Genomic DNA, 23185 nt, shown 5'->3' on the forward strand with positions numbered 1-23185 from the left:
TCGGCCCGCCGGGGGAGGGGATCCTTCCCCGGCGGATCAGTCGTGCAGCGCGGCGCGCAGGGCGCCCGGCAGGTCGGGGTGGCGGTAGCCGAAACCGGCCCGACCGAGCACCCCGGGCAGGACCCGGGAACTGGTCAGCGGCTCGGCGGCGAACCCGCCGAGGGCGACCTTCAGCGCCAGGGCCGGGATCGGCATGACCGCCGGACGACGCAACTGCCGGGCGAACTCCTTCGTGAAGTCGGCGTTCGTCACCGGGGCCGGGCCGACCACGTTGACCGGCCCGGCCACGTCCGGCCGGTCGAGCAGGAACACCAGCGCGTCCAGCCAGTCCACCATCGAGATCCACGGCACCCACTGCCGGCCGCTGCCCAGCTTGCCGCCGACGCCCAGCCTGAACGGCAGCAGTTGCGGCTTGAGCAGCCCGCCGTCGCGGTGCAGGGGCAGACCGGTGCGCAACCGGACCACCCGTACCCCGGCGTCCTCGGCGGGCCGGGTCGCCGCCTCCCACACCCGGCACACGTCGGCGAGGAACCCCTCGCCCGCCGGGGACTCCTCGGTGACCGTCCGGTCGCCGGTGTCGCCGTACCAGCCGATCGCCGAGGCGTTCAGCAGCACCTGCGGCCGGTCCGACGCCGGCAGCCCGGCCATGGTGACGGCCAGGGTGCCGGTGGTGTCCACCCGGCTGGACCGGATCAGCGCCTTGTACTCGTCGGTCCAGCGTTTGTCCCCGACGCCGGCCCCGGCCAGGTTCACCACCGCGTCGGCCGCCGCCAGCGCGGCCGGGTCGAGCTGACCGGCGCCCGGATTCCATCGCGCCTCGTCGGGGCCCTTCGGCGGGCGGCGGACCAGCCGGGTGAGCTGGTGCCCGTCGGCGGCGAGCCGGTCGGCGAGCCGGGTGCCCAGGAAGCCGGACGCGCCGGCCAGGAGGATCCGCATGCCCCATCTTCGCCCACCGCCCCCGATCCGGATGCGCTCACCCGGCGGAGTGTGGGGTACCAGTGACCGCCGTTGCGGGGCCGCCGGGCGGGCGTCGGCGGCTCGGTCGGGACCGCGAGCCGGCGGTCCGGGCAGCGCGTCCAGCGCAGGCCGCACGAACACCAGCGCCGCCAGCCGCGCCAGGTCGCGCGGTGTCGTGGAGCCAGCGGTACGGGCTCAGGTCGGGACGGGGCATCGATCCTCCCGGTCATCGGGTACGGCGGTGCGCCCGGCCGACCGACGGGGAGGCGGCCGGCCGGGCCCGTCCTACAGGACGACCAGCTCCGCAGTTGCAGACCAGAGAGCCGGCCATGGCGAACTTGAACTTAGTACTGTTGGTAGGCCAACCACCGAGTACCGCTTACTTGTCGGTAGAAGATGGGCGTGATCAAATGGCGGAGCAGACCAGGGAGCCGCCATGCCCGCCAAACCGAAGTGGGCGCAGCTCGCGGAGCACATCCGTGGGCAGATCGCGTCCGGAGAACTCGCCCCCGGCGACAAACTGCCGTCGACGGCACAGCTGTGCAAGGAGCACGGTGTGTCAGCGGGTGTGGTCAACCACGCCATGATCGTGCTCAAGACCGAAGGACTCGTGGAGGGCGTGCACGGCCTCGGGGTGTTCGTCACCGAGAAGCCGCCCGTGTCGTCGGCATAGCTCCGGCCGGCCACGGACGACACGCCCTGCCGAGGCGGTCGTCGGGCAGGGGTGTACTGGTTCGTAGCCTGTCGAGCTGCCCCAGATATGGGGCACGCCTTCGGGGACCGGCCGCCCGGCGTGACCCTGGCTGATCGGGTGGCCGGCAGCAGCCACTTGCTTCCGCAACCCCACCCGTATCCGCCGGCCCCGGGCTGTCCCGTGCCCGCTGCCGGTCAGCACTGCCGGCTGCGGGCTGTGCCGCCCACTGCCCGCGCTCGCCGGCCGCGATCTGCTGGCGCGCCGTCCGGTCCAGCCCGATCGGCATCCACCCGGCGGGGCCCCGGCGCCCTCGGCGCGCGTTGCCCCATATCTGGGGCAGCTCGACAGGCTGCGCCCACCACACCGTCTTCCCGCGCCGGCGGCCCGGTCCGGCCGCCAGGTGGGCACCGACTCGTCGGTGACCAGGCTGGTCAGGCGAGGACGTCAGCAGATCCCGGCCGGTCGGCGCGTCACCGCCCACCGACCGCGGCGTGGTGGACGGCGCTGACCGAGTACAGCCGGGGGTCGCTGGCCTCGGCCAGCGCGCCGATCTCGGCCAGGCGCGGGCGGGCCTCGGGCAGTCGGAGCATGGCCTGGAAATGCGCCGCGCTGGTCCACTGGGCGTAGTTGACCACCCGGGTGCCGTCCTGGCTGGCGTGCACGTTGGCCGACCGGAAGCCCGGCAGCGTGGCGAAGAACTCTCTGGTCGTCCGGTCGAGCGCCGCGACCAGGTCGGCCTGCCGTCCCGGGGCCACGGTGAACACGTTGATCAACGTGACCAGGTCGGGGTCGGTGGTGATGAGCGTCTGCGGGGTGCTCGACATCGTTCGCCCTTCGCCGGTGGGAAAGCCAGGCGTGGGCACGGTATCCAGAAGCTGGTCGCCCCGGGGGACGGCCTCGACCGGTTGTCGAGCGGGGCTCGGGCGCAACGCCGGAGTGGTCAGGCACGGCGAAGGGGCGCCCCCGGCTCGGCGGGAGCGCCCCTTCGGCGCTACGCGTCGGTCAGAGACCCAGCTCGGCCTCGAAGTTGCCGGCCTCCAGGCGCTCCTTGACCGCGACCAGGAAACGGGCCGCGTCCGCGCCGTCGATCAGGCGGTGGTCGTACGACAGGGCCAGGTAGACCATCGAACGGACCGCGACGACCTCGCCCAGTTCCGGGTTGTTCACCACGACCGGACGCTTGACGACGGCGCCGGTGCCGAGCATCGCCGACTGCGGCGACGGCACGATCGGGGTGTCGAACAGCGCCCCCCGGCTGCCGGTGTTGGTCAGGGTGAAGGTCGCCCCGGCCAGCTCGTCCGGGCTGATCTTGTTGTTCCGGGTACGATCCGCCAGATCGGCGATGCGCTTGGCGACACCGCCCAGGTTCAGGTCACCGGCGTCGTGGATGACCGGCACCATCAGGCCCCGCTCGGTGTCCACCGCGATGCCCAGGTTCTCCGACTTCGGGTACGTGATCGTGCCGGCGTCGAGGTCCATGCTGGCGTTGACGATCGGGTACGTCTGGAGCGCCTCGATGGCGGCCAGGGCGAAGAACGGCAGGAACGACAGCTTCACCCCGTGCCGGGCGAGGAAGGCGTCCTTGGCCCGCGCCCGCAGCTTGGCGACCTTGGTGACGTCCACCTCGACCACCGTGGTGAGCTGCGCCATCTCGTGCAGCGACTCCTGCATCCGCCGGGCGATGACCGCGCGGATGCGGGGGAGCTTCTCGGTGCTGCCGCGCTTGACGCTCGGCTGCGGCTTCGGCTTCGCCGGGGCGCTCGGCGCGGCCGGGGCGGCAGCGGCGGGCGCCTCGGCCGGCGCGGCCTTGGCCGCCTTGGCCTGCTCGGCCGCCTCCAGCACGTCCTGCTTGCGGATCCGGCCACCGACCCCGGTGCCCTTGAGCGCGGCCAGGTCCACGCCGTGCTCGCTGGCCAGCTTGCGGACCAGCGGGGTGACGTAGCCGGCGGCCTCCTCGCCACCCTGCGCCGGGGCGGTCGGCCGCTGCGGGGTCGGCGTCGGGGCGGAGGGCGCGGACTTCTGCTCGGCCTTCGCCGGCTGGGCGGCCGTCTCGGCCTCCGGGGCCGGCTCGTTGTACGACATGCCCGGGGTGGGCTCCTCGACCTTCGGCTCGGGCGCCTTCTCCGCCGCCTTCGGCGCGGGCTCCGGCTCGGCCTCAGGCTCTGCCGGCTTGGCCTCGGCCTTCGGCTCCGGCTGGGCCTCGGCGGGAGCGGCGCCGGCCGCGCCGACCACCGCCAGGGTCGCGCCGACCGGGGCGGTCTCGTCCTCGGCGACCTTGATCTCCAGTACGGTGCCGGCGACCGGGGACGGGATCTCGGTGTCCACCTTGTCGGTGGAGACCTCCAGCAGCGGCTCGTCCACCTCGACGGTGTCGCCGACCTGCTTGAGCCAGCGGGTGATCGTACCCTCGGTGACGCTCTCGCCGAGCGCCGGCAGGGTGACCGGGGTGCCCTCGCCCGACGGCGCGGCGGCCTTCGGCTGCTCCTCGGCGGGCGCGGCCTCGGCCTTCGGCTGCTCCTGCTCCGGCTCGGGGCCGGCGCCCTCGGCGGCGGCGGTCGGCTCGGCGGCGGGCTCGGCCTGCTCGGCCGGGGCCTCCTGCCGGGCGGACTCGCCGCCGCCGGTCTCCTCGCCCTCACCGGCGATCACGGCCAGCTCGCTGCCGACTTCGGCGGTCTCGTCCTCGCCCACCACGATCCGGCTCAGCACACCCGCCGCGGGCGACGGGATCTCCGTGTCGACCTTGTCGGTCGAGACCTCCAGCAGGGGCTCGTCGACCTCGACGGTGTCGCCCTCCTGCTTGAGCCAGCGCGTGACGGTGCCCTCGGTGACGCTCTCGCCGAGCCGGGGCATGGTGACCGATACCGGCATCTTCCAAAACTCCTTCGTGGCCTGGGTGCGGATCCTCGCCCGCTTGCCGCCGGACGTCGCGGATTGGGTGTGCTCAGGCGTGCGCGTGCAGCGGCTTGCCGGCCAGGGCGAGGTGCGCCTCGCCGAGGGCCTCGTTCTGCGTCGGGTGGGCGTGCACGAGCTGGGCCACCTCGGTCGGGTACGCCTCCCAGTTGTAGATGAGCTGCGCCTCGCCGATCAGCTCACCGACCCGGGCGCCGACCATGTGCACGCCGACCACCGGCCCGTCCTCCACCCGCACCAGCTTGACGAAGCCGGCCGTCTTGAGGATCTGGCTCTTGCCGTTGCCGCCCAGGTTGTAGTTGTAGGTCTTGACCTTGTCCGCGCCGTACTTCTCCTTGGCCTTGGCCTCGGTGAGGCCGACCGAGGCCAGCTCCGGGTCGGAGTAGGTGACCCGGGGGATGCCCGCCTCGTCGATCACCGCCGGGTTGCGGCCGGCGATCTCCTCGGCGACGAAGATGCCCTGCTGGAAGCCGCGGTGGGCGAGCTGGAGACCGGGCACGATGTCACCCACGGCGTAGAGGTTCGGCACGCCGGTGCGCAGCCGCTCGTCGGTCAGCACGTACCCCCGGTCGAGCTTGACGCCCTGCTCCTCGTACCCGAGGTCGGCGGTGACCGGGCCACGGCCGACGGCGACGAGCAGCAGCTCGGCCTCGACGGTCTCGCCGCCGGCGATGGTGACCTTGACGCCGTTCTCGGTCTTCTCCACCTTCTCGAACGGCTTGCCGACCTTGAAGTTGATCTTCCGCTTGCGGAACGCCCGCTCCAGGGCCTTCGAGGACTCCTCGTCCTCGGCGGCGACCAGCCGGGGCAGCGCCTCGACGATGGTCACGTCCACCCCGAAGGATTTCCACACGCTGGCGAACTCGACGCCGATCACGCCGCCGCCGAGCACGATCGCCGACGCCGGGACCCGGTCCAGGGTGAGCGCGTGGTCGCTGGTGATCACCCGCTCGCCGTCGACCTCCAGGCCGGGCAGGCTGCGCGCGTACGAGCCGGTGGCCAGCACCACGTTGCGGCCGGTGTAGCGCTTGCCGTCGGCCTCGACCACGTTCGGGCCGACCAGCCTGCCGGCGGCCGAGACGAAGGTGATGTTCTTCGCGCCGCCCACCAGGCCCTGGAGGCCCTTGTACAGGCGGGAGACCACGCCGTCCTTGTACGAGTTGACCCCGGCCATGTCGACGCCCACCAGCTCGGCCTTGATGCCGAACTGCTCCGACTCGCGGGTCTGGTCGGCGATCTCCGCCGCGTGCAGCAGCGCCTTGGTCGGAATGCAGCCGTTGTGCAGGCAGGTGCCGCCGAGCTTGCCCTTCTCGATCAGCGCGACCGACAGGTCGAGTTGGGCGGCGCGCAGCGCTGCCGCGTAGCCGCCGCTGCCTCCCCCGAGGATGACAACATCGAAGGTCGCGTCGTTCGGCTCGCTCACACTCAACTCCCAGGTCGCGTCGCTGCTACGAGGGCCATGCCAGAAACGGGCATACATGCCTCGGTCATCTTGTCACCTGCCGTCGAAGAGCGCGTAGTGAGGTGCGCAATGACACGTCGGGGACACACGTACTCTTGGCGGTGCCTTCTCGTAGACAGCCGGGTGGAGGGGATGGCCGTGGCTCTGTTCCGACGACGCAAGCCCAGCGGCGGGGCGCCCACGGGGCGTCCGGCCAGCCGTGCCGACCTCGACCACCTGGAGGACTTCGTCCGCTCCCGGCGGGGCGTCGAGGCGTTCATCGAGCCGCAGACCACGGTCACCGAGACCACGGTCATCCTGATCGCCGACGACGGCGAGTGGACCCGGCGGCGCATCGACTCCCCGGAGAACGCCCGCCGGTTCGCCCACCGGCTCGCCGTCCCGATCTACGACGTACGCCTGGTCGGCTACCCGCAGCGGATGCGGGACTTCAACGAGCGCCGCAAGCGCCGCCCCGACCGCTACTGACCCGCCCCGACCGCTGCTGAGCCCTGGGCGTCCGCGCGACCGTCCCGCAGGAAGGGCACCCTGTCATGCGCCAGGCGTCAACAGGGGGCCCTTCCTTGCGTCTCAGCCCTCGGCGGCGATCTCCTCGACCAACTGGACCAGGGTACGGACCGGGACGCCGGTGCCGCCCTTCGTCCAGTAGCCGGTCGCCTCGCCCGAGTGGTAGCTCGGCCCGGCGATGTCGATGTGCGCCCAGGCGACCTCGTCGGTGACGAACTCGCGCAGGAAGACGCCCCCCTGGAGCATGTGCCCGGCCCGGTCCATCCCGGCGTTGACCTGCGAGATGTCGGCCACCTCGGAGTCCATGCCCTTGCGCACGTCGTCCGGCAGCGGCATCGGCCAGGCCGGCTCGCCGACCGCGTCACCGACGGCCCGGACCCGCTCGCACAGCTCCGGCGTGCCCATCACCCCGGCGACCCGCTTGCCCAGGGAGACCACCTGACCGCCGGTCAGGGTGGAGGTCTCCAGCAGGTAGTCGCAGCCGTCCGCGCAGGCCCGGGCGATCGCGTCGGCCAGGATCATCCGGCCCTCGGCGTCGGTGTTCAGCACCTCGACCCGCTTGCCGTCGAACATGGTGATCACGTCACCCGGCCGGTACGACGTGCCCGACGGCATGTTCTCCGCCATCGGCAGGTACGCGCTCACCGCCACCGCGGGCTTGAGCGCCGCGACGGCCAGCATGGCCGCGCCGACCGCCGCCGCGCCGGCCATGTCCGACTTCATCTCCCACATGCCCTGGGCCGGCTTGATCGAGATGCCGCCGGTGTCGAACGTGATGCCCTTGCCGACCAGCGCCACCCGCTTGCCGTTCGCCCCGCCCTCGGGCGTGTAGCTGAGCTTCACCAGGCGCGGCGGGGCCTCCGAGCCCTGCCCGACGGCCATGATGCCGCCGTACCCGCCGGCGACCAGGGCGGCCTCGTCGAGCACCTCGACGGTCAGGCCGGCCCGCCGCGCCGCGTCGGCCACCGCGTCGGCGAAGACCGGCGGGCGCTGCTCGTTCGGCGCGGTGTTCACCCAGTCCCGGGTGAGCCGGACCGCGCCGGCCACCACCTGCGCCCGGGTGACCTCCGCCTGCGCGGCGGCGTCGGCGGCGTCCGGCACGGCCAGCAGCACCTCCGCCACCGGCTCCCGTCGGGCCGGCTGCGGCCGGGTCTTGTAACCGGCGAAGCGGTACCCGCCGAGCAGCGCGCCCTCGGCGACCGCGCGCAACGCGGCCGGGGCGTCCGCGTCGTCGGGCAGCGGCAGGCTCAGCGCGACCCGCCGGGCCCCGGCCAGGGCCCGCACGACCGCGCCGGCCGCCCGGCGCAGCACCTCCGGCGCGGGCGCGGCCCCGGTCGGCTCGGGACCGAGCCCGACCGCGACGACGAGCGGCGCCGTGATCGTGCCCAGCGTGGCGAGCTTGATCACCTCACCGGCGCCGCCCGTCGCGCCGAGCAACGCGAGCGTCTCGGTCAGCTTGCCGTCGAACGCGGCGGCGATGCTCTCCGCGCCGCTGCCGAGGAGCAGGGCACCGGCGATGCTCTCCGCGCCGCTGCCGAGGAGCAGGGCACCGGCGATGCTCTCCGCGCCGCTGCCGGGCAGCAGGGCGCCGGCGCGACCGCTGGTGGCGTCCTGCTCTCCGGTCTGGCTGTGCACGCCGATCACGATGGCGTCGACGGCAAGCTCGGCGGGGTCGGTGTCGACCAGGCTCAGGGTGGTGCTGGGCGATGTCACTGAAGCAACTCCGGGCGGGCCGGGCCGGTCGCTGGTGGCGTACCGGCGGTGCGGGTCCCCGGTGGTGGACTGCCACCGGGAGCAGGGCGGTCCCGCCGGTTGATCTGGCGGGTCCCGCCGATGCTAACCAGCAGTTCGATTCCCGGTAAGTTGCCACCCATGACCGACGTGACCTCCGACGCGACCGCGACCCGGCCGCGCCGTTCCCCGCTGCACGCGCGGCACACCGCGCTGGGCGCGAAGTTCGCCCCCTTCGGGGGCTGGGAGATGCCCCTGGAGTACGCCGGGGGCGGCGTGCTCCGGGAGCACGCCGCCGTCCGCGAGGCGGTCGGCGTGTTCGACGTCTCCCACCTCGGCAAGGCCCGGGTGACCGGCCCCGGCGCGGCCGACCTCGTCGACGCCTGCCTCAGCAACGACCTGCGCCGGATCGGTCCCGGCCGGGCGCAGTACACGCTCTGCTGCGACGACGCCACCGGCGGCGTCGTCGACGACGTCATCGCCTACCTGCACGACGACCGGCACGTCTTCCTGGTGCCGAACGCGGCGAACACCGCCGAGGTGGTCCGCCGGCTGCGCGCCGCCGCGCCGGAGTCGGTCACCGTCACCGACGAGCACGAGGCGTACGCGGTGCTGGCCGTGCAGGGGCCCCGCTCGGCGGCGCTGCTCGACGCCCTCGGCCTGCCCACCGACCACGACTACATGAGCTTCTCCACCGCCACCCTCGACGGCGTCGAGCTGACCGTCTGTCGGACCGGCTACACCGGCGAGCTGGGCTACGAGCTGGTCGTTCCGGCGGCCGACGCGGTCGCCGTCTGGGACGCGCTGCACGCCGCCGGGGCGCCGTTCGACCTGCGCGCCTGCGGCCTGGCCGCCCGGGACACGCTGCGCACCGAGATGGGGTACGCGCTGCACGGGCAGGACCTCACCCCGGAGATCACGCCGGTGCAGGCCCGGGTCGGCTGGGCGGTCGGCTGGGACAAGCCGGCCTTCTGGGGCCGGGACGCGCTGCGCGCCGAGAAGGCCGCCGGACCCCGCCGTACGCTGCGCGGGCTGGTCGCCGTCGACCGGGCCATCCCGCGCCCCGGGATGACCGTGCACGTCGGGGACACCGTGGTCGGCACGGTCACCAGCGGCACCTTCTCGCCCACCCGCCGGCAGGGCATCGCCCTCGCCCTGCTCGACACGGCCGCCGACCTGGCCGACGGCGACTCCGTCGAGATCGACGTGCGGGGTCGGCGGGCCCGGATGACCGTGACCCGCCCGCCGTTCGTCCAGCCGTCCGTGCGCTGACCCGCCCGCGCCCCCGGCTCAGCTCGTGGGGGAGTCGCCCCCGGCTCGGCTCGTGGGGGAGTCGCCGGCGTCCAGGACGGCCTGGGTCCAGCCGCCCTCCAGGACGCCACCGGGCCCGAGCAGGGCCCAGTCGACCACGTCGGCGGCGGCCACCTCGACCGGGGCGCCGATCCGGACCCCGGGGTCGGTGGTCGCGTCGGTGGAGCTGGCGCCGGTGATCAGCTCGGCGGCCTCCCAGGACGTCACCGCCGCCCACACGTACTCCGGGCCCTCGTCGCCGGGCAGGCCGTACTTGACCACGAGCTGGCTGTCGGCGGGCAGCGCGTCGGCCAGGAACCGGGCGCGCACGTCCGGCAGCGTGGCCCGCGCCGTGGCGACCGCCCGGGACATCGCGTCGCCGCGCCGGGCGTACCGCGCGTCCGGCGCGATGCCGGAGAAGAGCTGACCGCAGGCCGCGGCGAAGTAGCGCCCGGGCGGCCCGGGGTGCCCGGCCGGCGGGTGCAGGCCGAGGAACGAGTCGGCGTCCGGGTCGGTCGCCGGGTCCAGCTCCAGCCGCAGCAGCACCGGCGCGGTGGCCCCGTGCTGCTCCGGGTTGCCGTACGCCACCGCGATGTCGTGCCCGGTCACCGCGGTCAGCACCGGCAACTGGACGAACGCCGGCACCTCCTCGCCGGCCAGGCCGTCCGTCCAGTCGCGCAGCAGTCGGCGGGCGGCGCCGGTCAGCACCGCCCCCCACGCCCGGGCGAGATGGTCCGGCACGCCCTGGGTCTGCAACTCCAGCAGCCCGAACCGGCGCAGCCCCTTCGTGGTGAACCACAGCCCGTCGGCGTCCGACGAGTAGGGCACCACGATCCAGTCGACCAGGCGGACCCGGCCCTGGGCGTCCGGCAGCGAGCGCAGCGCCGTCGCCGGGTCGAGGAACTGTAACGCGAACACGTCGACCACGTCCCCGTCGACCGTCTCGGCGATCGCGGCGGCCACCGCCCGGGCCGCCCACTCGTGCGCCGGCGGCCAACCCGGCCGGTACTCGGCCCGGACCACCACCACGTGCGTCGCGGCGGCCAGCCGGTCGAGCTGCTCGCGGGTCGCGCCGAACGCGGTGAGCAGGTCCGGCGGCAGGGCGGGGAACTCGGCGATCGGCCGGGTGTCCACGCTCAGCAACGGGCTGTCGAGCATCTGCCGGGCCAGCCCGTGCACCGGCTCGGCGAGCCGGCCGGACAGGGCGGCCACCGCCGTCCGGGCGCCGACCTTCGGCAACCCCACCATCGGCACCAGGTACGTCGCGGTCAGTGTCTCCGGCACCGGTACGGGCAGGAAGTCGTCCGTGATGAGCAAAGTCGTCCCCCATCGCCGCGCCGGTGCAGTCCGGGGAGAACGCTACCCGCCGGACCGGGGCAGGCTCCCTCCGGACAGCACGAGTCCCACGTACACCAGGGTGGTGGTCACCTCGACGACCGCGCCGAGCACGTCGCCGGTGACGCCGCCCAGCCGGCGTACCAGGTGGCGCAGGAGCAGCAGCACGACGGCGAGCGCGGCGAGCACGGCCAGTGGCCCCTGCCACGGGCGGCCCGGCACGGCCGCGACCGCCGGCAGCGCGACGGCGACCACGCCGGCCAGCGCCGCGACCGGCCCGACGGTGCCGGCGACCAACGCGCCCAGCCCGTCCGGGCGGGCCGCCGGCACCCCCCGCCGGCAGGCCACGGTCACCCCCAGCCGGCCGGCGGCGGTGGCGGTGACCACGGCGGCGAACGCCGCCGGCCCCGGCCGGGTCGCCAGCTCCGCGAGCGTCGCGGTCTGGAGCAGCAGGACCAGCGCCAGCGCGACCACCCCGAACGGCCCCACGTCCGGTTTCTTCATGATCTCCAGCGCGGCTGGCCCCCGCCGGTACGAGCCGAGGGCGTCCACGGTGTCGGCGAGCCCGTCCAGGTGCAGGCCCCGGGTGACCAGCGCGCCGCAGGCGATCGTCAGCCCGGCGGCGACCAGCGGCGGCGTGACCTGGGCCAGGCCCAGCAGCACCCCGCCCAGGGCCACCCCGAGCGCCAACCCGACCAGCGGCGCGAGGGTCATCGCCGTGCCGGCGACGGCCCGGTCGATCCGGCCGGTGGGCAGCGGCAGCGTGGTGAACGTGGTCACCGCCAGGCGCAGCCCCGCGCCGAGCCGGGACTCAGCCGGCATGCCACCCGGCGACGCCCGGTCGGCTCGGCTGCCCGCCGTTGGTGGTGGGGCCCGGCCCGGCCGGCTCCGGCTCGGCGAAGTCCGGCTCCGCGTCCTCGGGCCCGCCGGGGCGGCCCGCGTCGTCGTGCCGGTCGTCGCCGTCGCGGCCGTCGCCGTCGCGGTCGTCGCCGTCGTGGTGGCCGCCGTCGCCGTCGTGGCCGCCGTCGTCGTGGTGGCCGTCCGGGCGTACGCCGTCGCCCCGGGGCGGCAGGGTGGCGGCCAACGTCAGCAGCGACCGCAGCAGGGGGAGCGCGGCCAGCGCGTTCGCCCCCTCACCGAGATCGAGGCGGAGGTCCGTCAGCGGGCTCAGACCCAGCACGTCGGCGGCCAACCGGACGGCCGGGTGACCGCCATGGTCGGGCAGCAGGCACCAGTGCCGGGCCTGACCGGCCAGATCCCGGCTGACCAGGCCGGCGGCGACCCCCACCGGCCCGTCCAGCAGCACCGGGATCCGGCGGGCGGTCGCGCCGAGCAGGATGCCGGTGGCCACCGTCAGGTCACCGCCGCCGAACTCGGCCAGCACCGCCTTCGCGTCCCGGGACGAACCCCGGGCGCGGTGCAGCGCGTCCCGCACCGCCGCGCAGCGGATCATCCACGCGGTGTCGTCGATCGCGCCGTCCACGACCACCCGGGCCAGCACGGCGGGCGGCTCCGCGCCGGCCGTCGCGGCCAGCACCGCCGCGGCGGCGGCCTCGGTGCCCGCCCCGCACGCGGCCAGCACCAGCAGGCGTACGCCGGTCTCGGCGGCCTCCTCGGCGAGCCGCCAGCCGTAGCGCAGCGCCGACTCCACCTGCTCGGCGGTCAGCGCCGGCCCGGCCTCGATCGGCGCGGCCGTCGGGGCGTCCACCACCTGGAGGGTCGCGCCGCTCTCGGCGGCGAGCCGGGCCAGCACCCCGATCCCGGCCCGGGCCTGCGCGGCCCGCCGGGCCGACTCACCCGGGGCGGAACCGGCGGACGCCCCGCCCTCGTGGTCACCGTGCAGCAGCAGGACCCGCACCGCGCCCCAGGGCCGCGGCGTCGGGGTGCCCTGGGTGGCGCCGGCGAAGCCCACCGCGCGTTCCAGCACGCCGAGCCCCGCCCCGGGCATGTCCAGCGTGGCCAGGCGCTCCACCGCCTGCTGGCCGGCGTACTCGTCGGGCATGGGCAGCTCCATGCCGCTCTGGATGACCAGGCCGGTGGCGACCACCGGCAGCGCCATGGTCGGCGCGGCCCACGCCGTCGACGGCTGCGGGGCCGGCGGGGCGGTCGGCGTCAGCACGTCCGGCAGGGCCGTCTCGGGCGTGGCGGCGGCCCATGGCGGCGGGGTCCCGGCGCTCGGGGTGGCCAACGGCGTGACCGACCCGGCCGCGCTGGCCGACTGGTCCGGATCGGCCGGGGCGGCCGGCGCGTCGGCGTCGGCCGGGGTGACGAGCGGGTCCGCGCCGGCCGGGCCGGGTTGGGCGGGCACGCCGGCCGGCCGGGCCGCCCCGGCCGGCGGAGTCTCGGCGGCCGGGACGACGCCCGGCGTGGCCGGCAGGGAGGTGGCCGGTAGGGGCGCGCCGGGCTTCAGCCAGCAGGGTTGGCCCGCCACCACCAGCGCGACCGCGTCACAGGCGTCGGCGACCGCCCGGTTGGCCGCGCCCAACGCGTCGGTGAAGGCCCGGCCCAGCGGGGTGGTCGGCACCAGCGACAGCCCCACCTCCGGGCTCACCAGCACCACCCGGGCCGCGCAGTCCCGCACCGCGGCGGCCAGCTCGGCGATGGTGGCGGTGTCGTCTGCCGGCTGGTGCGCCGGATCGAGCAGCACCGTCACCCAGCCGCCCAGATCGTCCACCAGCAGCGTCTCGTGCGGCTGCGCCGAGGCGATCACGTCGGCCAGCCGGCGCGGCTCGTCGGTGGTCTCCTCGACCGTCCAGGTCTCCGGGCGGCGGTTCCGGTGCGCCTCGATCCGGGCCGCCCACTCGGCGTCGCCCGGCTCCGCGCCCGGCGCCGTCGCCAGGTAACGGACCGTGGCCGCCTCGGCCACCAGGGATTCGGCGAACTCGGACTTACCGGACCGGATACCGCCGAGCACCAGGACCGTGTTCCACCCGTCTACGGACATGCCCGTACCTTAGGCCACCGGCCGGATCGCGGTGGCCGCCGCCGGGTGGGGCCGGCGTCGCCTCACCGGCCCGGGTAGAGGGCGGCGACGTCCGCGGCGTACCGGTCGAGCACCGCCTCGCGCCGGACCTTCAGGGTGGGGGTGAGCTCCCCGGCGGCCTCGGTCAGCTCCCGGGGCAGCACCCGGAAGGTCTTCACCGCCTCCGCCCGGGAGACCGACCGGTTGGCCCGGTCCACCGCGGTCTGGAGCTCGGCGCGCAGCTCCGGGTCGTCCCGCAGGCCCGCCACCGGGACGTCCGGCCGCCGACGCCGGGCCAGCCAGCCCCCGCAGGCCTGCGGGTCGACGGCGACCAGCGCGGCCACGTACGGGCGACCGTCACCGACCAGGACCACCTGGCTGACCAGCGGATGGGCCCGGATGCTGTCCTCGATCGGCGCGGGGGCGACGTTCTTGCCCGACGCGGTGACGATGATGTCCTTCTTCCGGCCGGTGATCCGCAGGTAGCCGTCGGAGTCGAGACCGCCCAGGTCGCCGGTGCGCAGCCAACCGTCCGGGGTGAACGTGGCCCGGGTCGCCGCCGGATCGTTCCAGTACCCGCGGAACACCATCGGGCCGCGCGCCAGGACCTCCCCGTCGGCCGCGACCGCGAGCCGCACGCCGGGCAGCGGCCGGCCCACCGTGCCGATCCGCATCGCCGACGGAAGGTTGACCGCCAGCGCCGGTGACGTCTCGGTCAGCCCGTAACCCTCCAGCACGGTGACGCCGACGCCCCGGAAGAAGTGCGTCGACTCCACGCCCAGCGGCGCGCCGCCGACGATGGCCAGCCGGCACCGGCCGCCGAGGGCCGCCCGCAGCCGTCGGTAGACGGCCACGTCGCACAGCAGATGGGCCAGGCGCAGCGCCCGCCCCGGCCCGGCCGCGCGGTCCAGGGCCCGGCTGTACCGGACCGCGACCCGCTCGGCGAGCCCGAACAGCCGCTCCTGTCGGCGTTCGGCGGCCTGCCGTCGGGCCCGGTCGTGCAGCTTCTCGAAGACCCTCGGCACCGCCAGGACGAAGGTGGGCCGGTGCCGCCGGAGCTGGTCCAGCACCCTCGTCGGGTCGGAGCTGTGCGTCATCGTGGCGCGGACCTGCACCATGCCCACCTGGACGAGCCGGGCGAACGCGTGCGCCAGCGGAAGGAACAGGACGGTGGACGCGCCGGGCCGGAACAGCTCCGGCAGCACGGCGACGGCGTTGCCGACGTCCAGCAGGAGATTGCGGTGGGACAGCGCGCAGCCCTTCGGTCGTCCAGTGGTGCCGCTGGTGTAGACGATCGTGGCCAGGTCGTCGCCGCCGACCGCGCGTCGCCGGGCCGCCACCGCGTCCGGGTCGACGCCGCCACCCCGCTCCACCAGCCTGACCAGGTCGCCGGCGTCGATCTGCCAGGCGTGCCGCAGCGCCGGCAGGTCGTCCCGCAGGCCGGCGAGCGTCGCGGCGTGCCCGGCCGTCTCCACCACGCACGCCACCGCCTGCGAGTCGGCGAGGATCCAGGCCGTCTGCTCCGGGCTGGACGTGTCGTAGAGCGGCACGGTCACCGCGCCGACCGCCCAGAGGGCGTAGTCGACGAGCGTCCACTCGTACCGGGTCCGGCTCATCAGGCCGACCCGGTCGCCGGCCGCCACGCCCGCCGCCACCAGGCCCCGGGCCAACGCGACCACCTCGTCCCGGAACTGCCGGCAGGTCACCGGCACGTCCCCGCCGGCCGCGTCCGGCGCGGCGGCCCGGGCGCTGGTCGTCCCGGCTCCGGGCGGCCCGGCCGTCGTGGCGCCCCCGGCCCCGGGCGGCCAGGCCCGCAGGTCCGGGTCCGGACGGACGAACTGCACCGCGTCCGGCTCCTGGCGCGCGTTCTCCCACACCACGTCGGCCAGTCCCGTCGTACCGACGTCGGCGACCGCCGCCACCGCCACGTCCCGCACCCGCCCACCCCCAGCACCGGTGAGACCCTCTCGCCGCCACCGACAGCGGAAGGGACCCTCTCGACGTGTCGGCCGCCCACCGTCCGGGCCGGCCTGCCCGATCGTCGCCGAGCGGCCCGCAGGCGCGCGGGCGAACCGGGGAAACGCCGCGCGGCCGGCCGCCGGCTGCTAGGGCCGGAGAGCAGGACGGGCCATCCTCGTTCGGGCGGGACGCCGCTAGGCTGGCAACGGTCGTCCCGGGCGGGACGCAGCGGCGAGGGGAGACACGGCATGCCGTGGAGCTGGCGGTACGAGGGCGCGAACGGCGAGTCGGCGGAGGGGCCGGCCGAGACGTTCGGCAGCCAGGCGGACGCCGAGTCCTGGATCGGTCAGCAGTGGCGGGAGCTCGCCTCCTCCGGGGTGGCCCTCGTCGAGCTCGTCGAGGACGACCGGGTCGAGTACCGGATGAGCCTGGCCCCCACGGCGGGGTGATGGGTTTCGAACGTCCGGGTGACGAGCGGCTGCTCCTCGGGGTGCCGCGCGCGGCGTTCCGGCCCAGCCCGATCTTTCTGGCCCTGGTCGCGCTCTTCGTCACCAGCGCCGTGCTCACCTGGCAGCGGATCGGCAACGTCCGGCTGGACGTCTTCCTGTTCGTGGTCTCGGGTTGGCTGGTGTCGCTCTGCCTGCACGAGTACGCCCACGCGATCGTGGCCTTCCGGGCCGGTGACCGGGGCGTGGCGCACCGCGGCTACCTGACCCTGAACCCGCTCAGGTACAGCCACCCGCTGCTGTCCATCGTGCTGCCCGTGGTGGTGGTGCTGCTCGGCGGCATCGGCCTGCCCGGCGGCGCGGTCTGGGTGGACCGGCACGAGATCCCCGGGCGGCTGCGGCACACCCTGGTCAGTCTCGCCGGGCCGGCCACCAACGTGCTGTTCACGCTGGTGCTGATCGTGGCGCTGCGACTGATCGGCTCCGCGCCGCTGGAGTTCCTGGCCGCGTTGGCGCTGCTGGCCTTCCTCCAGCTCACCGCGAGCCTGCTCAACCTGCTGCCGGTGCCCGGCCTGGACGGCGGCAACATGATCCAGCCGTGGCTGAGCCCGCAGTGGCGGCGGATGTACGACCTGTTCGCGCCGTACGGGTTCATCCTGCTCTTCGCGCTGCTGTGGAATCCCCGGATCAGCGGCTGGTTCTTCGGCGCGGTGTTCGGCGTGGGCGACGCCCTCGGGCTGCCGGCGCCGCTGTACGCCTACGGCCTCGACCTGATCCGCTTCTGGCAGGGCTGACGCCTCCTCCGCGCCGCCGATCCCGCGCCCGTCGCGCCTGACCCCGCGCCCGTCGGTGGCCGGGAGGTGACCGTCGGGGGCCGGCCGCCCGGCCCCCGACGGTACGGCTCAGGGCCGCTGCTTCGGGCTCTCGGTCTTCGCCGGGTCCCGCTCGACGATCGGATCGACGATCTCGTCGATGGCCTTGAGCAGCTCGGCGTCGAGCTTCACGCCGGCCGCCTTCGCGTTGTCGTGGACCTGCTCCGGCCGGGACGCCCCGATGATCGCCGAGGAGACGTTCGGGTTCTGCAGGACCCAGGCGATCGCGAGCTGCGCCATGTTCAGGCCGGCCTGCTCGGCGAGCGGCTTGAGCCGTTGCACGGTGGCGAGCACCTCGTCGGTGAGGAACCGGGCGATGAACGTCGCCCCGGACTTCTCGTCGGTGGCGCGGGAACCGGCCGGCGGCGGCTGGCCCGGCAGGTACTTGCCGGAGAGCACGCCCTGGGCCATCGGCGACCAGACGATCTGCCCGATGCCCAGCTCCTCGCTGGTGGGGACCACCTCGGCCTCGATCACCCGCCACAGCATCGAGTACTGCGGCTGGCTGGAGACCAACGGGACACGCAGCTCACGGGCGAGCTGGTGGGCCTCGCGTAGCTGCGACGCCTTCCACTCGGAGACGCCGATGTAGTGCGCCTTGCCGGAGCGCACGACGTCGGCGAACGCCTCCATCGTCTCCTCCAGCGGAGTGCTGTAGTCGTACCGGTGGGCCTGGTAGAGGTCCACGTAGTCGGTGCGCAACCGACGCAGCGAGCCGTCGATCGACTCCATGATGTGCTTGCGGGACAGGCCACGGTCGTTGCGGCCGGGCCCGGTCGGCCAGAAGACCTTGGTGAAGATCTCCAGCCCCTCCCGACGCTCACCGCGCAGCGCCCGCCCGAGGACCTCCTCGGCCCGGGTACCGGCGTACACGTCGGCGGTGTCGAACGTGGTGATGCCCACGTCGAGCGCGGCCCGGACGCAGGACAGCGCCGCGTCCTCCTCGACCTGCGACCCGTGGGTGATCCAGTTGCCGTACGAGATCTCACTGACCATCAGGCCCGAACGGCCCAGGTGACGGAATTCCATGCCCCGACCCTAGCCCGACGCCCGGCCGGCCACCGGGTACGCCCGGGCGCCCGCGTGGCCGGCGCCCCGTCCGTGCCGGACCGGCCGCCGGACCTGCCGCCGGCGACCGTACGGCTCAGAGCAGGGGCTCCGCCTCCGCCGACAGCCGGTCCACCTCCGCCGCCACCCGGGCCGGACTGCCGTGCGACGGCTCGACCAGCGGCCCGCCCCGGCGGTCCAACGCGCCCCACCGGCCGGCGTCGGTCCGGAACAGGAACCCCACCGGATGGACGACCAGCGCCGGGTGGACGGGCGGGACGATCAGGTGACCGGAGCGGTCCAGCACGCCCCGCCGGCCACCCAGGCTCACCACGGCCAGACCCTCGTCGCTGAAGCCGTCGACGTACCGGCCGTCGGCCAACGGGGTGCGGATCCCGTCGTACCGGGGCGGCGCCACCATCCGTCCGGTCCGGTCGACCGCGCCCCAGCCGCCGGCCACCCGGACCGCCGCCACCCCGCGCCGGAACGCCCGCACGTCGTCGAAGGCGGCGTCGACGACCACCTGGTTCGCGGTGTCCACGGCCAGCCAACCCCCGGACTCCTGCCGGGCGACCCAGGCCAGGCCGTCGGAGAACGGCCGGACGGCGAGGTAGGACGGCTCGATCAGCGTCCGGCCCGTGTCGTCGATCAGCTCCCAGCCAGCTTCGTCGGGCCGCCGCGCCCAGGCGACGTCCTCCCGGAACGGCTGCGCCTCGGCGTACCGCGCGGCCACCACCCACTCGCCGTCGCCGTCGGCGTACCCCCAGCGTCGCTGCTCGGCGTCCAGGCTGGGCGCCGGCGGGCGGGCCCGCTGGAGGAGCTCCTCCCGGCTGCGCGGGAACGGCCCGAAACCGTCGCGCTCGACCCTCGCGCGGACCGCGTCCAACCCCAGCGCGGTACGGGCGGTCAGCGCGCGGTCCTCGCCCCGGCGCAGGTCCAACGCGTACTCGAAGTGCTGACACGCCTCGATGTGCCGACCCTGGTCGTAGCAGGACCGGGCGAGATGCTCGTGCAGGGCGGCCCGCAACCGGTCGGGTAGCTCCGGCGAGTTCGCCTCGGTCAGCAGCCGGTCCGCCTCGGCGTGCTCGCCCCGCCAGTGCAGCGCCCGGGCCAACCGGGCCTGCACCAGCGCGGTACGCCGTAGCTCCCCGGTGGCCTCGGCGTAGGTCAGCGCCAACCGGCCGTCGTCGACGGCCTCGTCGAGGTCACCGAGCAGCCGGGACACCACCGCCCGCAGACTGAGCAGCCGCGCCCGGGAGCGGTTGTCGATCGCCTGGTCCAGCTTCCCGGTCAGCCCGCGCCGGACCTCCCGCAGCGCGTCCGGCGCGTGGACCACCTCGCGCAGCGTCTCCGGATCGAGCCGCCACCGGAAGTCGGCGAGCACCCGCTCCGGGTCACCACGACCGGCCGGCGGCGCGGAGACGGACGCCACGGGGCCGCCCGGCGGCGCGGAGACGGGTCGGGTCGGTGGTCCGGAGTCGGGCGGGGCGGGTGGCGCGGAGCCGGGTCGGGTCGGTGGCGCGGCAACGGCAGGACGAAGGGTGGTGGGCGCGGGGGGCGGCGCATCGAGGGGCGGCGAAGCGGAATCGACCGTGGCTGTCGGTGGGCTGGGTGACGCGTCGTCCCGCTCGGTGGTCGAGTCGGGCGGCGCCGCCGGGTTCGACGACGGCCCTGCGGCGGCTGCTTCCTCTACCGCGTCCTCCACTGTGCCCGACAGGCCCGACGGCGGCTCGGTGGCGGCTGCCTCGTCCGTACTCGGCAGTGGTGCCGCGGAGGCCGGCGACGGCCCGGTCGTGGTCGCGGTCGGCGTCGAATCCGTGGTGGCCGGGGGTGGTGCCGCGGTGGTGGACGGTGGCTCCACGGTGGCTGACGGCGCCGGCTGCTTCGGTCGGAACCAGGCGTCCGCGCCCGCCGGCTCGTTCTGGGTGGAGGTGGCGCCCCGGTCCGCCGTCGACTCGGCCGGCGGTTCCGGCCCGCTCAGCGGGGCGGTGGGCGGCCCGGAGACCGGGATCGTCGACGTGACCAGGGACGGAATGTCGGCCGGCGGGACGTCAGGTGCCGGATCCGGGTCCCCGGGCAGGCCAGGAGCGGCGGGGGCCGGAGCGGGAGAGCTGAGGACGGGCGCAGGGGACACCGGCGGGACGGAGACCGGGCCGGACTCCTCGGACGACCGCCCGTGGTCGTCGGTGCCCGCCGTGGCGTCAGGTGCCGTTGCTGCGTCGGCCGGCAGCTCGCCCGCCGGTCCGTGGCCCGTGCCCTGCGCGGCGTCGTCGAGGTCGGACCCGGGACGGGTGGACGGGTGATGAACCGGCTCGCCAGGCGGGGACGAGGGGGCGTCGGCGACGATTCCGGTGGCGACGACCTCGCTGGCGGTCGGTTCGGTGCCGGTGGTCTCGACGGCGGTGGTCTCGACGGCGGTGGTCTCGGTGGCGGTGGGTTCGACGGCGTCGGTGGCCGAGTCGGTGTCAGTGGCCGTGTCAGTGTCAGTGTCAGTGTCAGTGGCCGTGTCAGCGTGGATGGCCGTGCCAGTGGTGGTGGTCGGCGGGGCGGAGGGGGCGTCCGGAGGCGTGGGCGGGACGTCACCGCCTCGATCCGGCGTCGGGAGGAACTCCAGCCGTAGCCCGGTGGCCGGGACCGGGCTGGCCGACGGACGTACCGGCCCGCTCGCGACCGGGCCGGTCGTGGCCCCGTCCGCCCCGGCCGGCAGGGCGACCTCACCGGAGGGGACGGCCGCCGCTTCCACGGCCGCCGCTTCCACGGCCGGTTGTGCGGGCGCCGGTGCGGGGGACACCGGTGCTGAGGGCGCCGGCTCCGTGAACACCGACTCCTTGCCGGCGGAGTACGCCGGCGGCTCGGCGTCGTACGGCCCCGGGGTGGCCCCGACCGGTCGCAGGTCCTCGGCGGTCAGGCGATCCTCGTCCGGGATCGGGACGGACCGCGCGTCGGCGGACCACGGTGGGGTGACCGGTCCGGTCGGCGGGGACGACGGTGGCGCTCCGGCGTGCCCGACCGGTTCGGGGGAGGAGCTCCATCCCCGGTACGGGTCCGGTCCGGCCTGCTCCGGCTGCGGGGGCGACCAGGGTCGCGCGACGCGGGCGGTCTCCTCGACCTCCGGCGACCACTGCTGGTGCTCCTGGCGCTGACGTCGCTGCTCCGCCGGTCGGCCGCCTGCCACCTGACCGTCGTCCTCCAACGGTCGCGGCGGCCACTGGTGGGACGGGGGCCGGGTCGCGTCCGGCGTCGCCGACCAGCGTGGACGCGACGACCGTCCTTCGACCCGGTCGGCTCGTCCGTCCTGGCGGTGGTCGGTCCGTCCCTCGACGTGGTCGGTCCTGCCGTCGCGCGGGTGGTCGGCTCGTGCGCCGCCGGGATCGGTGGACCGGTCCCACGGCTGCCCCGCCCGGTCGTCCGGACCGGACCGCCACGGCGGACGGCCGTCCACCGTCGCGCCGTCGCTCGGGCGCGCCGGATCGTGGTCCCAGGCTGGCCGGGGGTGGGCGGCGGCCTCGTCGCGGCCGGTCGACCCCTGTCGCCGGGCGGGACGTTCGTCCGGCGTCGGTGGCCACGGCAGGTCCAGGCCGCCGGTCGGCCGGTCGGGTCGGTCCGGACCGGACGGCCGGCGTGCCGGGGTCACCGGCTGGTCGTACCGGTGGGCCGGCTGGTCGGTGTGGTGCGGTGGGTGGTCGGCGCGGCGCGGTGGGCCGTCCGGCACGTGGTCGGGGCGCTCCCAGGCAGTGGCCGGGGTGCGGGGGGACTCCCATCCGGACGGACGGCGCCCGGCCCGGCCGTCCACGCGGGCCGGTGGCGGCTGGGGGGACGTCCCCGGTCGGTGTCCGTCGACCGGCGGGAACTGGTCCGGTACGCCGTGCCGGCGGTCACCCGGCCGGCGGTGCTCCCCGGGTTCGGACACCCAGCCGGAGCCGCCTGCCGGCGCGGGTGAGACCGGGTGGGCGCGACCGTCGCCGACCGGCCCGGGCGAGACCGGGTAGGGGCGGCCGTCGACGGCTGGCGCGGGTGGGGCCTGGTACGTCCGGCCGGCGGCGGCGGGTGGCGTGCGCCGTCCCTGCTGCGGGCGCTGGTGGCGGTCACCGGACCGGCCGTCGCCTGACTGCCGCTGCCGGTCCCACCCGCGGTCCCGCTCCTGGTCGCGGTGGTCCCACTCCTGGTCCCACCCGCGATCGTGCGGGCGGTCCCGGCCCCATTCGCGGTCGCGGTCGGGTGGACGGTCCCGGTCCCATCCGCGGTCACGGTCACGGTCACGGTCACGGTCGCGCGGGCGGTCGCGGTCCCGGTCCCGGTCCCGGTCCCGTGGATCGTCCGGTCGCAGGCCGGGCGGGTGCCCGGTGTCGTACCGGGCCGCCCCGGTCTGCCACGGGTCGGCCGACGGGTACGCGGCCGGTGGGCGGTCGGCGCCGTGCCAGTCGTCCGGGTCGGCGGCCAACCGGGCGTACCGGGCGTCGACCGGCGGCCGCCCGCCGGGATTCCCCTCCCAGCGGTCGGACCAGCCGGTGGACTCCTGCCCGCCCGCGCCGGCGTCCTGGTCACCCCAGCCGGGCGCGCCCCGGTACCGGCCGTCCGGACCCACCGGCACCAGGGGGACGACCTCGGCCCGGCCGGTGGCGGCGCCCCGGCCACCGGAGGCGCGTGGCGCGACCTGCTGGATGCCGATGTCACCGGGGTAGCGCTGCCCCGGGAACTGGGGATGCCACTCGTTGGTCGGCGCCATCACCCAGGACGGTTCGCCCGGGTCACGCCAGCGGTCGTACCCGCTCACGAGGTGACCTCCGAGCCGCCCGCGCGCCGCGCCCGGGAGGCCGGATCGCGTCGGTCGCTCACGGCGGTCTCACCTCGTCGGAAATTGTCGCGCTGGCTGCCCGGCGGCATCGGTAGAGTCGCCCGGTCCGGCACTGCGTGGCTGCGGAAGGAGGGTAACGGCGTGGGCTCCGTCACCGCCACTGTGGGACCGGCTCCGCACGCAAACGTTATCCTATGGTTTCGGACATTTGGCGCGAT

At 75.4% G+C, this 23185-nt stretch carries 16 protein-coding genes; 5 read left to right on the top strand and 11 right to left on the bottom strand.

The features are described from left to right. Positions 1–36 precede the first annotated feature (36 nt). On the bottom strand, positions 37–936 hold the full coding sequence (locus O7606_RS00450; RefSeq protein ID WP_281596984.1) for a TIGR01777 family oxidoreductase: 900 nt from the start codon (positions 934–936) through the stop codon (positions 37–39). A 457-nt stretch (positions 937–1393) separates the two neighbouring features. Between O7606_RS00450 and O7606_RS00455 the strand changes: the two genes are divergently transcribed. Next, the gene (locus O7606_RS00455; RefSeq protein ID WP_281596985.1) at positions 1394–1630 is read left to right on the top strand and encodes a winged helix-turn-helix domain-containing protein; all 237 of its coding nucleotides are present in this window, start codon (positions 1394–1396) and stop codon (positions 1628–1630) included. Positions 1631–2121: 491 nt separating this feature from the next. Here O7606_RS00455 and O7606_RS00460 read toward each other — a convergent pair whose 3' ends face one another. From O7606_RS00460 to lpdA, 3 genes are all read right to left on the bottom strand, one after another. Beyond that, entirely contained in the window at positions 2122–2475 is a 354-nt protein-coding gene (locus O7606_RS00460; protein ID WP_281596986.1) for an antibiotic biosynthesis monooxygenase family protein, read from the bottom strand. Positions 2476–2653: 178 nt separating this feature from the next. Further along, positions 2654–4519: a 2-oxoglutarate dehydrogenase, E2 component, dihydrolipoamide succinyltransferase gene (gene sucB, locus O7606_RS00465; protein WP_281596987.1), complete on the bottom strand. Its 1866-nt coding sequence runs from the start codon at positions 4517–4519 to the stop codon at positions 2654–2656. A gap of 73 nt (positions 4520–4592) precedes the next feature. Further along, positions 4593–6041, bottom strand: coding sequence for a dihydrolipoyl dehydrogenase (lpdA, locus tag O7606_RS00470; RefSeq protein ID WP_281596988.1), 1449 nt, complete (start codon positions 6039–6041; stop codon positions 4593–4595). Positions 6042–6161: 120 nt separating this feature from the next. Between lpdA and O7606_RS00475 the strand changes: the two genes are divergently transcribed. Continuing rightward, positions 6162–6491: a hypothetical protein gene (locus O7606_RS00475; RefSeq protein WP_281596989.1), complete on the top strand. Its 330-nt coding sequence runs from the start codon at positions 6162–6164 to the stop codon at positions 6489–6491. A gap of 102 nt (positions 6492–6593) precedes the next feature. Here O7606_RS00475 and O7606_RS00480 read toward each other — a convergent pair whose 3' ends face one another. Further along, positions 6594–8243 (bottom strand): leucyl aminopeptidase, encoded by a 1650-nt coding sequence (locus O7606_RS00480; protein WP_281596990.1) that lies wholly within the window; start codon positions 8241–8243, stop codon positions 6594–6596. Positions 8244–8402: 159 nt separating this feature from the next. Here O7606_RS00480 and gcvT point away from each other — a divergent pair, with 159 nt between their 5' ends. Further along, positions 8403–9533, top strand: a complete 1131-nt coding sequence (gcvT, locus tag O7606_RS00485) for a glycine cleavage system aminomethyltransferase GcvT (protein WP_281596991.1) — start codon at positions 8403–8405, stop codon at positions 9531–9533. 18 nt (positions 9534–9551) lie between these two features. On the opposite strand, the gene O7606_RS00490 is transcribed toward gcvT, so the two are convergent. From O7606_RS00490 to O7606_RS00505, 4 genes are all read right to left on the bottom strand, one after another. After that, the gene (locus O7606_RS00490; RefSeq protein WP_281596992.1) at positions 9552–10868 is read right to left on the bottom strand and encodes a DUF2314 domain-containing protein; all 1317 of its coding nucleotides are present in this window, start codon (positions 10866–10868) and stop codon (positions 9552–9554) included. A gap of 42 nt (positions 10869–10910) precedes the next feature. Next, positions 10911–11708 carry an adenosylcobinamide-GDP ribazoletransferase gene (cobS, locus tag O7606_RS00495; protein WP_281596993.1) on the bottom strand — a complete coding sequence of 266 codons (798 nt, stop codon included), beginning with the start codon at positions 11706–11708 and terminating at the stop codon, positions 10911–10913. Beyond that, the gene (cobU, locus tag O7606_RS00500) at positions 11698–13830 is read right to left on the bottom strand and encodes a bifunctional adenosylcobinamide kinase/adenosylcobinamide-phosphate guanylyltransferase (RefSeq protein ID WP_281596994.1); all 2133 of its coding nucleotides are present in this window, start codon (positions 13828–13830) and stop codon (positions 11698–11700) included. Before cobU ends, cobS begins: the two co-directional genes overlap by 11 nt. A 62-nt stretch (positions 13831–13892) precedes the next feature. Next, positions 13893–15785, bottom strand: a complete 1893-nt coding sequence (locus O7606_RS00505; protein ID WP_281596995.1) for a long-chain fatty acid--CoA ligase — start codon at positions 15783–15785, stop codon at positions 13893–13895. Positions 15786–16055: 270 nt separating this feature from the next. On the opposite strand from O7606_RS00505, the gene O7606_RS00510 reads away from it, so the two are divergent. Together O7606_RS00510 and O7606_RS00515 are read left to right on the top strand one after the other, a co-directional pair. Further along, positions 16056–16256, top strand: a complete 201-nt coding sequence (locus tag O7606_RS00510; RefSeq protein ID WP_281596996.1) for a hypothetical protein — start codon at positions 16056–16058, stop codon at positions 16254–16256. Then, entirely contained in the window at positions 16256–17047 is a 792-nt protein-coding gene (locus tag O7606_RS00515; protein ID WP_281596997.1) for a site-2 protease family protein, read from the top strand. Before O7606_RS00510 ends, O7606_RS00515 begins: the two co-directional genes overlap by 1 nt. 108 nt (positions 17048–17155) lie before the next feature. On the opposite strand, the gene O7606_RS00520 is transcribed toward O7606_RS00515, so the two are convergent. Together O7606_RS00520 and O7606_RS00525 are read right to left on the bottom strand one after the other, a co-directional pair. Next, positions 17156–18154: an aldo/keto reductase family protein gene (locus O7606_RS00520; RefSeq protein WP_281596999.1), complete on the bottom strand. Its 999-nt coding sequence runs from the start codon at positions 18152–18154 to the stop codon at positions 17156–17158. A gap of 115 nt (positions 18155–18269) precedes the next feature. Continuing rightward, complete coding sequence (locus tag O7606_RS00525) at positions 18270–22946, bottom strand: WG repeat-containing protein (RefSeq protein ID WP_281597000.1); 4677 nt, start codon at positions 22944–22946, stop codon at positions 18270–18272. Positions 22947–23185: the final 239 nt, after the last annotated feature.

It is taken from the genome of Micromonospora sp. WMMD882 (genome assembly GCF_027497255.1).
Taxonomy (GTDB): domain Bacteria; phylum Actinomycetota; class Actinomycetes; order Mycobacteriales; family Micromonosporaceae; genus Micromonospora.

Bases quoted from the DNA above. Each gene is read 5' to 3' on its own strand.
- sucB (WP_281596987.1), bottom strand. From the start codon at position 4,519: ATGCCGGTATCGGTCACCATGCCCCGGCTCGGCGAGAGCGTCACCGAG.
- gcvT (WP_281596991.1), top strand. From the start codon at position 8,403: ATGACCGACGTGACCTCCGACGCGACCGCGACCCGGCCGCGCCGTTCC.
- cobU (WP_281596994.1), bottom strand. From the start codon at position 13,830: ATGTCCGTAGACGGGTGGAACACGGTCCTGGTGCTCGGCGGTATCCGG.
- O7606_RS00460 (WP_281596986.1), bottom strand. From the start codon at position 2,475: ATGTCGAGCACCCCGCAGACGCTCATCACCACCGACCCCGACCTGGTC.
- O7606_RS00510 (WP_281596996.1), top strand. From the start codon at position 16,056: ATGCCGTGGAGCTGGCGGTACGAGGGCGCGAACGGCGAGTCGGCGGAG.
- cobS (WP_281596993.1), bottom strand. From the start codon at position 11,708: ATGCCGGCTGAGTCCCGGCTCGGCGCGGGGCTGCGCCTGGCGGTGACC.
- O7606_RS00450 (WP_281596984.1), bottom strand. From the start codon at position 936: ATGCGGATCCTCCTGGCCGGCGCGTCCGGCTTCCTGGGCACCCGGCTC.
- O7606_RS00455 (WP_281596985.1), top strand. From the start codon at position 1,394: ATGCCCGCCAAACCGAAGTGGGCGCAGCTCGCGGAGCACATCCGTGGG.
- O7606_RS00520 (WP_281596999.1), bottom strand. From the start codon at position 18,154: ATGGAATTCCGTCACCTGGGCCGTTCGGGCCTGATGGTCAGTGAGATC.
- lpdA (WP_281596988.1), bottom strand. From the start codon at position 6,041: ATGTATGCCCGTTTCTGGCATGGCCCTCGTAGCAGCGACGCGACCTGG.
- O7606_RS00515 (WP_281596997.1), top strand. From the start codon at position 16,256: ATGGGTTTCGAACGTCCGGGTGACGAGCGGCTGCTCCTCGGGGTGCCG.